Annotated in this window: 12 protein-coding genes, 2 tRNA genes and 2 rRNA genes; 6 read left to right on the top strand and 10 right to left on the bottom strand. The window is 34.9% G+C overall.

Annotated elements, in window-relative coordinates; translation table 11 throughout:
- Positions 1-6: 6 nt before the first annotated feature.
- The 3 genes from rocD to KQS_RS03110 all read right to left on the bottom strand — a co-directional run bounded on the left by rocD (position 7) and on the right by KQS_RS03110 (position 2,596).
- Positions 7-1,251: an ornithine--oxo-acid transaminase gene (gene rocD / locus KQS_RS03120; RefSeq protein ID WP_014387757.1), complete on the bottom strand. Its 1,245-nt coding sequence runs from the start codon at positions 1,249-1,251 to the stop codon at positions 7-9.
- A 93-nt stretch (positions 1,252-1,344) separates the two neighbouring features.
- Entirely contained in the window at positions 1,345-2,046 is a 702-nt protein-coding gene (locus KQS_RS03115; RefSeq protein WP_041252189.1) for a DUF1003 domain-containing protein, read from the bottom strand.
- Positions 2,047-2,050: 4 nt separating this feature from the next.
- Positions 2,051-2,596, bottom strand: a complete 546-nt coding sequence (locus tag KQS_RS03110; RefSeq protein WP_014387755.1) for a DUF1697 domain-containing protein — start codon at positions 2,594-2,596, stop codon at positions 2,051-2,053.
- Between the two features lie 68 nt (positions 2,597-2,664).
- Here KQS_RS03110 and rlmD point away from each other — a divergent pair, with 68 nt between their 5' ends.
- Genes rlmD through KQS_RS03095 form a run of 3 tightly spaced genes read left to right on the top strand, consistent with a single transcriptional unit; the run spans position 2,665 to position 5,266 of the window.
- Positions 2,665-4,077: a 23S rRNA (uracil(1939)-C(5))-methyltransferase RlmD gene (gene rlmD, locus KQS_RS03105; RefSeq protein ID WP_014387754.1), complete on the top strand. Its 1,413-nt coding sequence runs from the start codon at positions 2,665-2,667 to the stop codon at positions 4,075-4,077.
- A 6-nt stretch (positions 4,078-4,083) separates the two neighbouring features.
- Positions 4,084-4,584 (top strand): DUF6452 family protein, encoded by a 501-nt coding sequence (locus KQS_RS03100; protein WP_014387753.1) that lies wholly within the window; start codon positions 4,084-4,086, stop codon positions 4,582-4,584.
- A complete protein-coding gene (locus KQS_RS03095) occupies positions 4,556-5,266 on the top strand; it encodes a DUF6048 family protein (RefSeq protein WP_041252188.1) in 711 nt (236 codons plus the stop codon). Before KQS_RS03100 ends, KQS_RS03095 begins: the two co-directional genes overlap by 29 nt.
- Positions 5,267-5,290: 24 nt before the next feature.
- Here KQS_RS03095 and KQS_RS03090 read toward each other — a convergent pair whose 3' ends face one another.
- From KQS_RS03090 to KQS_RS03080, 3 genes are read right to left on the bottom strand one after another with little or no spacing between them, the layout of a single operon-like run.
- Positions 5,291-5,527 carry a hypothetical protein gene (locus KQS_RS03090; RefSeq protein ID WP_014387751.1) on the bottom strand — a complete coding sequence of 79 codons (237 nt, stop codon included), beginning with the start codon at positions 5,525-5,527 and terminating at the stop codon, positions 5,291-5,293.
- A 2-nt stretch (positions 5,528-5,529) separates the two neighbouring features.
- The gene (locus tag KQS_RS03085; RefSeq protein ID WP_014387750.1) at positions 5,530-6,057 is read right to left on the bottom strand and encodes a hypothetical protein; all 528 of its coding nucleotides are present in this window, start codon (positions 6,055-6,057) and stop codon (positions 5,530-5,532) included.
- A 38-nt stretch (positions 6,058-6,095) separates the two neighbouring features.
- Positions 6,096-7,265, bottom strand: coding sequence for a THUMP domain-containing class I SAM-dependent RNA methyltransferase (locus KQS_RS03080; RefSeq protein ID WP_014387749.1), 1,170 nt, complete (start codon positions 7,263-7,265; stop codon positions 6,096-6,098).
- A gap of 80 nt (positions 7,266-7,345) precedes the next feature.
- Here KQS_RS03080 and KQS_RS03075 point away from each other — a divergent pair, with 80 nt between their 5' ends.
- The 3 genes from KQS_RS03075 to KQS_RS03065 all read left to right on the top strand — a co-directional run bounded on the left by KQS_RS03075 (position 7,346) and on the right by KQS_RS03065 (position 9,363).
- Positions 7,346-8,089, top strand: coding sequence for a class I SAM-dependent methyltransferase (locus tag KQS_RS03075; RefSeq protein WP_014387748.1), 744 nt, complete (start codon positions 7,346-7,348; stop codon positions 8,087-8,089).
- Between the two features lie 6 nt (positions 8,090-8,095).
- Positions 8,096-8,812 carry a ZIP family metal transporter gene (locus tag KQS_RS03070; protein WP_014387747.1) on the top strand — a complete coding sequence of 239 codons (717 nt, stop codon included), beginning with the start codon at positions 8,096-8,098 and terminating at the stop codon, positions 8,810-8,812.
- Between the two features lie 80 nt (positions 8,813-8,892).
- A complete protein-coding gene (locus KQS_RS03065; RefSeq protein ID WP_014387746.1) occupies positions 8,893-9,363 on the top strand; it encodes a Dps family protein in 471 nt (156 codons plus the stop codon).
- A 580-nt stretch (positions 9,364-9,943) separates the two neighbouring features.
- Here KQS_RS03065 and rrf read toward each other — a convergent pair.
- From rrf to KQS_RS03045, 4 genes are all read right to left on the bottom strand, one after another.
- Positions 9,944-10,053 (bottom strand): 5S ribosomal RNA (gene rrf, locus KQS_RS03060).
- A gap of 141 nt (positions 10,054-10,194) precedes the next feature.
- Positions 10,195-13,072: ribosomal RNA gene (locus KQS_RS03055) — 23S ribosomal RNA — on the bottom strand.
- Between the two features lie 122 nt (positions 13,073-13,194).
- Positions 13,195-13,271: transfer RNA gene (locus tag KQS_RS03050), tRNA-Ala, on the bottom strand.
- Positions 13,272-13,361: 90 nt separating this feature from the next.
- Positions 13,362-13,435, bottom strand: a tRNA-Ile gene (locus tag KQS_RS03045).
- Between the last annotated feature and the right edge of the window lie 56 nt (positions 13,436-13,491).

Raw genomic sequence — 13,491 nt, 5'->3', positions numbered from 1 at the left:
TAACTTTTATTTCTCAAACTCTTTTAAAGTAGTGATAATTATAGCTACACAAGCTCTTAGTTGCTCTTCATTCATAACTAATGGTGGAGCAAAACGAATAATATTACCATGTGTTGGTTTTGCTAATAAGCCATTTTCTGCCAACTTCATACAAATATTCCAAGCGGTATCACTTTCTTCAGTATCATTAATTACTACTGCATTTAATAACCCTTTACCTCTAACCAAAGTAGCAACCGTTGAATTTTGAATATAAGCAGTTAATTCTGCTCTAAAAATTTGTCCTAAACGGTCCGCATTATCAGCCAATTGCTCATCTTTAACCACATCTAAAGCAGCCATAGCAACTGCTGCAGCAATAGGATTTCCACCAAAAGTAGAACCATGTTGACCTGGTTTTATCACATTCATAATAGCATCATTAGCTAAAACCGCGGAAACGGGATACACCCCTCCAGAAATTGCTTTTCCTAAAATTAAAACATCAGGTTGTACATTTTCATGATGCACAGCCAATAATTTACCTGTTCTTGCAATACCTGTTTGCACTTCGTCTGCTATAAACAATACATTATATTTTTCGCAAAGCGCTTTAGCTTGAGCTAAATATCCTTCAGAAGGCACATAAACTCCCGCTTCGCCTTGAATTGGCTCTACTAAAAACCCAGCAATATTTGGTGAAGAAGCCAATGCATTTTCTAAAGCTTGAATATCATCGTAAGGAATACGAATGAAGCCTTCCGTATATGGTCCAAAATTCTTTCTTGCATTTTCATCATTTGAAAATGAAATAATGGTAGTTGTTCTTCCATGGAAATTGTTTTCACAAACAATAATTTGCGCTTGTTTTTCGGCAATTCCTTTTTTCTCATACGCCCATTTTCTACAAATTTTAACCGCAGTTTCCACTGCTTCAGCACCTGTATTCATTGGCAATACCTTATCAAAACCGAAATATTCAGTTACGTATTTTTCATAAACACCTAACTTATCGTTATAGAATGCACGAGAAGTTAAAGTAAGTGTTTGTGCTTGTTCAATCATTGCTCCAACAATTTTTGGATGACAATGTCCTTGATTTACTGCCGAATAAGCAGAAAGAAAATCAAAATATTTTTTCCCTTCTACATCCCAAACATAAACTCCTTCCCCTTTACTTAAAACAACAGGAAGTGGATGGTAATTGTGTGCACCGAATTTATCTTCTAATGCAATAGCTTCAGCCGAACTTAATTTTTCTAAAACTGACATGATTTGTTGATTGTTATTGATTTATAAAATCGCAATTCCTTCTTTTTGGCGAGAAATCAACCTTTGATTTACAAAATTATAAAATTTTGACATTTATTTTTTAATTCTTTCTAAAATATCATTCATCATTTCAATTTGAACCTTTTGAATTTCAATTAATTCTTGTTGTTGATGCATAATTAAATGATCTAATTTTTCATGCAACATTCTTATTTCTAATTCAGATTTTAAATTGATCATAAAATCCTTTTTTGCTCTTTCCCTATCTTTTTCTTCCTGTCTGTTTTGACTCATCATAATAACTGGAGCTTGAAGAGCAGCAATACAGGATAAAATTAAATTCAATAAAATGAAGGGATACGGATCAAATCCTTTATTGGTTAAAACCAAAACATTAATCAAAATCCAAGTAAACAAGAATCCCATAAACGAAATAATAAACGTCCAACTTCCACCAAAATCGGCTACTTTATCGGCAATTACTTGTCCAAAAGTTCTATTGTCCTCTGATTCTTCAATTTCAGAAACTAACGATTTTTCATCTTTCAGAGACTGAACCACTTTTCGTTCAATCGTAGAAATATCATAAATTTCTCTTTGCAAATAATCAGATATATAATGCTCCCTAAACTCATTTAATTCTGAAAGTGCTATTTCAGATTTTGAATTAAATGTTGGATATTCCTTTTTAATTAAAGATAAGATAGGCTCTCTTACAATACTTCCTTCTATCCTTTCATGAATAGGAAATTCTTTATTTGAGATCGCACTAACAAAAGTAGATTTAGTTGACATGTTTTTATTTTTCATTATACATTTCTAGCAATTTTGAAACGGTATTCCAATTTCTAATGGTAGCAATAACATTTAATTTCTTTTCAATGTATTTTTGATCTAAACGTGTTTTACCGGCACCAATCGCATATTTTATAAAGATACGATTTTTATCAATAGAAGCTTCATCAGGTTTAAACTGACTTATTTTCAACTCATTAATTGCTGAAGGCTGAAATTCTTTAGAGAGAAAGGCCACATATAATTTTTTTTCATCCACCTCCTTCTCTTTTAAATAAGGATTAGCAGAAAAACATTGTTCGATGTCTTGTTTTGAAACAACAACTATTGGCACATCTAAACCCAATTGTTTGAATAATTCTTGCTTGATGGCAAAACCCACAGAAGCGCCATGTTCCTCCTCAGAATCAATAAAAACATTGCCCGATTGAATGTAGGTACGTACATTTTGAAATCCCATATTTTCCAATAGAGATTTTAAAACATCCATTTTTATCATATTGTGTCCTGAAACATTAATGCCTCGTAATAAAGCTAAGTGTGTATACATTGTATTAAATTTGATATAAAAATAAAATAATTATACCATATAAAACGAACAATCCTTATTTTTGCTTCATGGGAAGAAAGAAAACAGACAAAATCGTATTCGAAAACGTAGAAATCCTTGATGCAGGTGCAAAAGGTGTATCAGTTGCTAAGGCTCCTGATGGAAAAGTAATTTTTATTCCGAATGTTGTTCCAGGTGATGTTGCCGACATTCAAACCTTCAAAAAAAGAAAAGCGTATTATGAAGGTAAAGCCATTAAAACCCATCAATTTTCAGAACATCGTGTAGAACCTGTGTGCGAACATTTTGGCGTGTGTGGAGGGTGCAAATGGCAGAACATGAAATACAGCCAACAATTGTTTTACAAAAATCAAGAAGTTTATAATAATTTAAAACGTATTGGAAAAATTGATTTACCTGAATTTGAACCTATTTTAGGTTCTGAAAAACAATTTTTCTATAGAAATAAAATGGAATTCGGATTTTCATCTTCGCGATGGATGACCGATGCCGAAATACAATCGGGTGAAGATTTAGACAATAAAAACGCAGTCGGTTTTCATATTCCAAGAATGTGGGATAAAATATTAGACATCAAAAAATGTCACTTACAACAAGATCCTTCAAACGCGATAAGAAATGAAATAAGACGTTTTGCAAATGAAAATAATTTATCGTTCTATAATCCTAGAAATCATGAGGGATTATTAAGAACTTTAATGATTAGAACGGCATCAACGGGTGAAATCATGGTACTTATTCAATTCTTTGAAAAAGACAAAAATGGAATTGACTTAATGATGAATTTTTTAGCCGAACGTTTTCCAGAAATTACTTCCTTACAATATGTAATTAATCAGAAATTAAACGATACCTTATACGATCAAGATATTATTCTTTTTAAAGGAAGAGATTATATTTTGGAAGAAATGGAAGGTTTACATTTTAGTATAAATGCCAAATCGTTTTATCAAACGAATTCAGAACAAGCGTATGAATTATATTCCATCACCAGAGATTTTGCTGGATTAACTGGTGAAGAATTGGTGTATGATTTATATACTGGGACAGGAACCATTGCACAATTTGTGTCTAAAAAAGCAAAAAAGGTAATTGGTGTAGAAGCCGTACCTGAAGCTATTGCCGATGCTAAAGAAAATGCAAAACGTAACAACATTACCAATTGTGAATTCTTTGTTGGAGATATGAAAAATGTATTTAATGATGAATTCATAGCCACGCATGGCCAACCTGACGTTATTATTACCGACCCTCCAAGAGATGGTATGCACAAAGACGTAGTGGAGCAAATTTTAAAAGTTGCGCCAAAAAAAGTAGTATATGTAAGTTGTAACTCGGCGACACAAGCCAGAGATTTAGCTTTAATGGATGAAATGTACAAAGTAACACGAGTAAGACCTGTTGACATGTTTCCACAAACGCATCATGTTGAAAATGTAGTTTTATTAGAACGCAAATAGTTTACTATGAAAAAGATAATTATTATTTTATCCTTGACATTTCTATTTTCTGGATGTGAAAAAGACGATGTTTGTGATCCAAATTCAACACAAACTACTCCTAAAGTAGTTATTGAATTTTATGATGCTACTGCCACTACTGAAACAGTAAAAAACGTGACCAATTTACGTGTAATTGCTCCAAATTTTACCAATGGATTTGATTTTAGTGGAACTAGTAAAATAGAAGTACCGTTGAAAACATTTCAGGATAATTCCATTTTAAATTTTATCCAAAGTGGTAGTGATACCGACACTACTAATGATAATCTAGATGAAATTACATTCAACTACACAAGAAAAGAAACTTATATATCAAGAGCTTGTGGTTATAAAACTACTTATACTTTGGACACTACAAATCCAGTTGTTATAACTCCAGATGCGTCCAATTGGATTCAAAATATTGTTGTTGTTCAACCTAATATAGAAAATGAAAATGAAACACATATCAAAATCTATTTTTAGTCTTATCTTGATACTAAGTGTTTCCTTTTCTACACTTGCTCAAGACAAAAAACAAAAAACGGATACTGTAAAGATTCCTCAACGTTACGGATTACGCGTTGGTATTGATTTACATAGATTAACTAAATCCTTTTATGATAAAAATTATAAAGGAATAGAATTAGTTGGAGATTATCGATTAACGAATAAATTCTATGTAGCAGGAGAACTTGGAAATGAAGAAAAAACAAAAAATGATGACCAATTAAATTACACTACAAAAGGGACGTATTTTAAAGTAGGTTTTGATTATAATGCCTATGAAAATTGGTTAGATATGGAAAACATGATTTACATTGGTATGCGAGGCGGGTTTTCAACCTTTAGCCAAACTTTAAATAGCTACAACATTTACGAACCAGGAAGTTATTATGGTGAAAACACAATAAATTCAGGCGAAAAATGGAGTGGTTTATCAGCAAGTTGGATTGAAGTTGTAAGTGGATTAAAAGCAGAAGTTTTGAATAATTTATATGTCGGTTTTTCCGTTCGTCTCAATTATTTAATTTCGAATAAGGAACCGGATGGTTTTGCTAATTTACAAATTCCAGGCTTTAACAAAACCTATGAAAACAGCAAATTTGGAGCAGGATTTAATTACACTATTAGTTATTTTATACCACTTTATAAATCTAAAAAATAAAAAATGCCTCAATTGAGGCATTTTTTATTTTTTAATTTCTTTAACTCCTTTTGTAAACATCCATGACATAAATAGTTTTTCTCCTTCAGAGGTTCTGATAGCTTTGAATTTTGGCGACAATAAAGTTGCTACTATAAATGCTGCTAATGGAATTTGCCAACTCTTAAAATTAGCGTATTCAGCAAATAAATATCTTGCAGGAAAAAATATAATTGCGAAACCAATAAAATTAAATAGTAATGCTTTTGTTTGTTTTGACATGTTTATTCTTCTTTAAGTGTAAAAATAATATTTTCAAAATCTTTTTTAAATTTCTCTTTATTTTCTAGCAATGTCCAACTCATAACTTGATAAAAAGATGTTGGTGTTTCAACCAGTCCCATTACATAATATAAATTCAACTCTAATTCTTTATCTCTTAAGCTACATTCATTATAAAGAATAGTATAATTTCCAATTGTTTTCTTTTTAGGAGTTCCTAATTTTCTATTTGAATAATTTTCGCCTACGCCTAAATCTTTAAAAACCACATCATAAAATTCATCAATCCCTTCATAATTTATTTCAGAAAGTTTCAAGTTTTCTTTCGAATCTTCGATTACAATTGTATAAACTTCTTTAACAGGATTTTGAAATTCTAAACAAGCATCATCGTTTAATCCTGAAGTTCTAGTCATATAATCAGGAACAGATAATTTTACAACATGTCCTGTTTGATATTCTACCATTTTTGTTTGTCCAATTACAAATTGAGCTAGTAACAGAACTGTTAGTAATTTAATTTTTTTCATCTTTTTTTGGTTTATTATTTTCTACTAGTTATTTTTTTCTATACTGATTGAGTTGGCGAAGAAAATTTTGCACGTTTACTCCCCTCATACATTTCATATTTAACCAATCGTGCTTCTAATTTACCATTAAACAACTTAATTTTTCTCGAAGGACGTAAACCTACAAATTTTAAGGCTTCTAAATTTGAAGTAATAAACCACGCATTTGTATTAGGATATTTTTGTTTCAAGGTATCACCTATCTCCCGATAAAAACGTTCCATCTGAATATCTAATCGTTCACCATAAGGCGGGTTAAATACCATATGTAAAGGCCCTTGAACTTCTTTTTTCGATTCAAAGAAATCTTCTTGTTCAATTTTTACATATTCATCTAAATTGGCATTGATTAAATTATCCTTTGCTTTTCGAACAGCACTTGGCGCTTTATCGTAACCAGTAATTGTATAATGAAATTCTTTTGTTTTCTTTAACAAAGATTCCAAAATAGTATCAAATAATTCACTGTCCCAATCTTGCCACTTTTCAAAAGCAAATTCTTTTCTATTAATATTAGCCGGTATATTGCACGCAATCATAGTTGCTTCAGCTAAAATAGTCCCGCTACCACACATTGGGTCTAAAAAATGAGCATTGCCATCCCAACCCGACAACAATAAAATACCTGCCGCTAATACCTCATTAATTGGCGCTATATTAGTAGCAGTTCTGTACCCTCTATGATGTAAAGAAGCACCTGAAGTATCGAGAGAAACCGTACATAAATCTCTATCAATATGAATATGAATTCTCAAATCCGGATGATCTTTATCAATATTAGGCCTACTACCTGTTTGTTCTCTAAATTGGTCAACAATAGCATCTTTAACTTTTAGCGCTACAAACTGGCTATGTGTAAACGCTTCAGAATATAACGTTGTTTCAATTACAAATGATTGATTATTGTTTAAATAAGTTGACCAATCTATCTTTTGAATTCCGTCATATAACCCTTTTTCATTAAATACTTTAAAAGAATGAATAGGTTTTAATATTTTTAAAGCTGTTCGTAGGGCTAAATTTGCTTTATACATAAAACCTTTATCCCCAGAAAAGCTAACCATTCGTGTTCCTTTTTGAACATTTTGTGCGCCTAACTGATGCAATTCTTTTTCCAATACTTCTTCAAAACCAAAAAAAGTTTTGGCTACCATCTTAAAATTCTCCATTGAGATTTGTTCTAATATCTTACTATATATTCTGCAAAAATAGACTAAATTTGTCGTTCCTAATATTATATTTAAAATAAATGTCAAACATCCTTCAAACAGAAAATAAAGATTGGTTTAGTGAATGGTTCAACACCCCTTATTATCATATTTTATACAAAGATAGAAATGATGAGGAAGCACAATTATTCATGGATAATTTAACCCATTACTTAAACTTACCTGAAGATGCCAAAATTTTAGATTTAGCCTGTGGAAAAGGAAGACATTCCATTTATTTAAATAATTTAGGATATCAAGTAACCGGTGTAGACATATCAAGCAATAGTATTAAAATTGCTAATCAATCAGCAAATGAAAAATTACACTTTCATGTACATGATATGCGTGAGCCTTTAGAACAAGAATACGATGCCATTTTTAACTTGTTCACTAGTTTTGGTTATTTCGATCAAGATATTGATAATATTAAAACGCTTCAAGCTATTAAAAACAGTTTAAATGAATATGGCTTTGGTGTCATCGACTTTTTAAATGCAGACTACATCATTGCCAATTTAGTTCCAGAAGAAACTAAAACAGTTGATGGAATAGATTTTCACATAAAAAGATATGTTGAAAATAAAAAAATCATAAAAGAAATAAAATTTTCAGACAAGGGTCAGGATTTTCACTTCCAAGAAAAAGTAGCGGCTTTAACTTTAGAAGACTTTGAACAAATGATGGAAGCCTGTGACATTAATCTTTTAGATATTTTTGGTGATTATAAGCTTCATAAATTTTACAAAAACCAATCGGAAAGATTGATTATGATTTTTAAATAACATTCAATGAATTATTTAGTTTACATATTTCCTTTTTTTGCTGTTCTTCTAGGCTATGTATTAGCATTTTATTTTACACCAAAAAACAAAAAACAAATAAAACTATTACTAGCTTTTAGTGGATCATTTTTATTATCATTAACAGTGATGCATTTATTACCTGGAATCTATCTTTCAGAACTAAATGAACATTCCCATTCAGACTCTCACGAACATATACATTCCTCTATTGGTATTTTTATTATGCTTGGAATTATATTTCAAATAATATTAGAGTATTTCTCCAAAGGTGCAGAACATGGACATGTACATGGACATGATAAAATGAATCACATCCCTTGGTTATTATTCTTCAGTTTATGCATACATGCCATATTAGAAGGAATACCAATTAACAAAGACAATCATTTAGCCTATGGTATTGCCATCCATCATTTTCCTATTGCAATGATATTGACAATATTTTTTAAAAATGCCCAATTAAATTCAAAAGCAATTTTTTCTTTTATGATAACATTTGCCTTAATGACACCATTAGGTACATTATTAGCAGCACATTTATCAATTTTTGAACCTATTGAAAAACAATTAGTCGGATTTGTAATAGGTATTCTATTTCATATTTCATCGACAATTATCTTTGAAACCAGCGAAGGTCATAAATTTAATTTAGCAAAATTATTAGCTATTATTTTTGGTATAATAATAGCCACATTTATGTAACTATAAGCAAATATTATAATTATATAAAACTATAACACTAATTGTTTTATAACTTTACATTAATTTTAAAAGTACTAGTTATGAAAGCAAATCAAATAGGTATAAACACACAAAAAGCTGAAACATTAGCAAAAGAATTAAATATTTTATTGGCGAATTATTCCCTATTTTATCAAAATGTTAGAGGATGTCATTGGAATATAAAAGGTAATAAATTTTTTGAATTACACGTCAAATTCGAAGAATTATACAATGACTTAATTATAAAAATTGATGATATAGCAGAAAGAATACTTACACTTGGTTTTAACCCAGATCATCAATTTTCCAATTATTTAGAAGTCTCAACTATAAAAGAACTTAAAGAGACTTCAAAAGATACTACTTCAATAGAATCAATTGTTAATTCCTTTTCCATTTTAATTACATTACAACGCGATATATTAAAATTAGCACAAGAAACTGAAGACGAAGGAACGGCATCATTAATGAGTGATAATATACGTGAACAAGAAAAATTAATTTGGATGTACAATTCGTACTTGGGATAAATTAAATTTCTTTAACCATAAGCTTGAACCCTGTTCAGGCTTTTTTTATGTAGCAGCCTTAGGGTAATTTGGTTCCGTTTTTCCTTGTGTGTGGTATTGGTGTTTCACCTAGGCTGTAATGAGTATATCTATAGGATATTTACCCCTTTTTGATTAGGGTATTTGAGGTATATAACAAATAAAGTCACACTTGAAAGAATAATCTCTCTTAAAGAAGGTGTCTCGTTATTTGAGACGAGACATTTGACAACACAAAAGAGCATGCCTTGAAGATTTATGCTACAAGACCTTTTACGCTATTGTATTTGTTAGTATTTAAAAAGATTGAGATTGATACAAAAAAAAATCCAGACGAAAAACATATAGTTTTTGTCTGGATTAAAGAAGGCGGCGACCTACTCTCCCATCTCGTCCTTTAAGACGAGACAGTACCATTGACATTTGACAACACAAAAGAGCATGCCTTGAAGATTTATGCTACAAGAGCTTTAGCTTTAATGTATTTGTTCGTATTCTAAAAAATTGAGATTGATACAAAAAAAAATCCAGACGAAAAACATATAGTTTTTGTCTGGATTAAAGAAGGCGGCGACCTACTCTCCCACAGTAATGCAGTACCATTGGCGCAGTCGGGCTTAACTTCTCTGTTCGGAAAGGGAAGAGGTGAGCCCCGACGCAATAACCACCTTAATGTTTTGTTATGTTTAATCAATTACTTTTGTTAATCATAACAGTCTCGTTACTACGAACGAAACAAATATTTTAACATATTGAGATAATAGTCACACTAGTAAAAGAAGTTGCTTGCTCCCGATTGCTCGGAGCAAGACGTACAATAAGCTTACGGGTTATTAGTACTACTCGGCTATGACATTACTGCCTTTACACCTATAGCCTATCAACGTGGTCATCTTCCACGACCCTTAAAAGAAATCTCATCTTGTGGTGGGTTTCGCGCTTATATGCTTTCAGCGCTTATCCCTTCCGAACGTAGCTACTCAGCAGTGCCCCTGGCGAGACAACTGATACACTAGAGGTTCGTCCAACTCGGTCCTCTCGTACTAGAGTCAGATCCACTCAAATTTCTAACGCCCACAGTAGATAGAGACCGAACTGTCTCACGACGTTCTGAACCCAGCTCGCGTGCCACTTTAATGGGCGAACAGCCCAACCCTTGGGACCTTCTCCAGCCCCAGGATGTGACGAGCCGACATCGAGGTGCCAAACCCCCCCGTCGATATGAGCTCTTGGGGGAGATCAGCCTGTTATCCCCGGCGTACCTTTTATCCTTTGAGCGATGGCCCTTCCATGCGGAACCACCGGATCACTATGCTCTACTTTCGTACCTGATCGACCTGTATGTCTCTCAGTCAAGCTCCCTTATGCCATTGCACTCTACGCACGGTTACCAAGCGTGCTGAGGGAACCTTTAGAAGCCTCCGTTACTCTTTTGGAGGCGACCACCCCAGTCAAACTACCCACCAAGCAATGTCCCCCGCACTGCGGGGTTAGGCCTCAGACAAGCAAAGGGTGGTATTTCAACAATGACTCCAGAACTCCTAGCGAAGCCCCTTCATAGTCTCCCACCTATCCTACACATCACGTGTCCAAGGTCAATACTAAGCTATAGTAAAGGTGCACAGGGTCTTTTCGTCCCACTGCGGGTAATCGGCATCTTCACCGATACTACAATTTCACCGAGCTCATGGCTGAGACAGTGTCCAGATCGTTACACCATTCGTGCAGGTCGGAACTTACCCGACAAGGAATTTCGCTACCTTAGGACCGTTATAGTTACGGCCGCCGTTTACTGGGGCTTCAATTCAATGCTTCTCCGAAGATAACATCTCCTCTTAACCTTCCAGCACCGGGCAGGTGTCAGGCCCTATACTTCATCTTACGATTTTGCAGAGCCCTGTGTTTTTGATAAACAGTCGCCTGGACCTCTTCACTGCGGCCAGCTTGCGCTGGCGACCTTTCTCCCGAAGTTACAGGTCTATTTTGCCTAATTCCTTAGCCATGAATCTCTCGAGCACCTTAGGATTCTCTCCTCAACTACCTGTGTCGGTTTACGGTACGGGTACTGTTAATCTAAGTTTAGAGGTTTTTCTTGGAAGCCCTTAGGTACACTATCACTTCAGCCGAAGCCTCCGTGTACTATCGCATTTCACCAAACTCTACGGATTTGCCTATAGAGCCTATAGCTAGGTGCTTTAACGAACTATTCCGTCAGTTCGCGGTACTTTCATCACTCCGTCACCCCATCACAATTAACAGTAGTACGGGAATATTAACCCGTTGGCCATCGACTGCTCCTTTCGGATATGCCTTAGGACCCGACTAACCCTCAGCTGATTAGCATAGCTGAGGAAACCTTAGTTTTTCGGTGTGCGGGTTTCTCGCCCGCATTATCGTTACTTATGCCTACATTTGCTTTTCTAACCAGTCCAGCATAGCTCACGCTACACCTTCAACCCTGTTAGAATGCTCCCCTACCACTGATATTACTATCAATCCATAGCTTCGGTAGTATACTTATGCCCGATTATTATCCATGCTCGACCGCTCGACTAGTGAGCTGTTACGCACTCTTTAAATGAATGGCTGCTTCCAAGCCAACATCCTAGCTGTCTGGGCAGTCAAACCTCGTTTTTTCAACTTAGCATACATTTGGGGACCTTAGCTGATGGTCTGGGTTCTTTCCCTCTCGGACATGGACCTTAGCACCCATGCCCTCACTGTATAGAAACATTTATTAGCATTCGGAGTTTGTCAGGAATTGGTAGGCGGTGAAGCCCCCGCATCCAATCAGTAGCTCTACCTCTAATAAACTTAACTACACGCTGCCCCTAAAGGCATTTCGGGGAGTACGAGCTATTTCCGAGTTTGATTGGCCTTTCACCCCTACCCACAGGTCATCCGAAGACTTTTCAACGTCAACCGGTTCGGACCTCCACTATGTGTTACCACAGCTTCATCCTGCCCATGGGTAGATCACACGGTTTCGCGTCTACCATTACTGACTATAGCGCCCTATTCAGACTCGCTTTCGCTACGGATCCATGTCTTAAACACTTATCCTCGCCAGCAACGGTAACTCGTAGGCTCATTATGCAAAAGGCACGCCGTCATTCGCCTGGGCGAACTCCGACCGCTTGTAAGCGTATGGTTTCAGGATCTATTTCACTCCGTTATTCACGGTTCTTTTCACCTTTCCTTCACAGTACTGGTTCACTATCGGTCTCTCAGGAGTATTTAGCCTTACCGGATGGTCCCGGCAGATTCAGACAGGGTTTCACGTGCCCCGCCCTACTCAGGATACCACTATCAATAACTTCCATTACCTATACAGGACTATCACCTTGTATCGTTAACCTTTCCAGGTTATTCTAGTTCTGTTAGCATCAAATCTCGTGGTCCTACAACCCCAGAATTGCCGTAACAACTCTGGTTTGGGCTAATGCGCTTTCGCTCGCCACTACTCACGCAATCACTTTTGTTTTCTTTTCCTCCGCCTACTTAGATGTTTCAGTTCAGCGGGTTCGCTCACCTATCGGTGTACTATGTCTTCAACATAGTGGGTTGCCCCATTCGGAAATTTGCGGATCAATTCGTATGTGCCGATCCCCGCAACTTATCGCAGCTTATCACGTCCTTCATCGCCTCTGAGAGCCTAGGCATCCCCCATACGCCCTTATTTTGCTTATTGTTTTCTTTTGGTCTTACTTATTACTAAGTAAAACTGTGTCTTTCTACTTGTTTGTATATTATCTCAATATGTCAATGAACTTTAATTAATTAATAATTATCAATTAATAATTATCAATTATTTGGTGGAGAATATCGGAGTCGAACCGATGACCTCCTGCGTGCAAGGCAGGCGCTCTAGCCAGCTGAGCTAATCCCCCGTTTTCGTAGTATCAGTTAACAGTTATCAGTTAACAGTAACTTTAACGGTTAGCTTACCTCTAGAATTTCCTTTTTTTTAGTTAAATGAGTAGTCCCGGGCAGACTCGAACTGCCGACCCCTACATTATCAGTGTAGTACTCTAACCAGCTGAGCTACGAGACTCTGTATTTAACCTAATTTTTTGAACTAACAGCAAGAGTAATACTCTATCTTTTTAC

Source organism: Flavobacterium indicum GPTSA100-9 = DSM 17447 (assembly GCF_000455605.1).
In the GTDB taxonomy this organism is placed as follows: domain Bacteria; phylum Bacteroidota; class Bacteroidia; order Flavobacteriales; family Flavobacteriaceae; genus Flavobacterium; species Flavobacterium indicum.
This window is presented reverse-complemented; position numbering and strand designations above follow the sequence as displayed.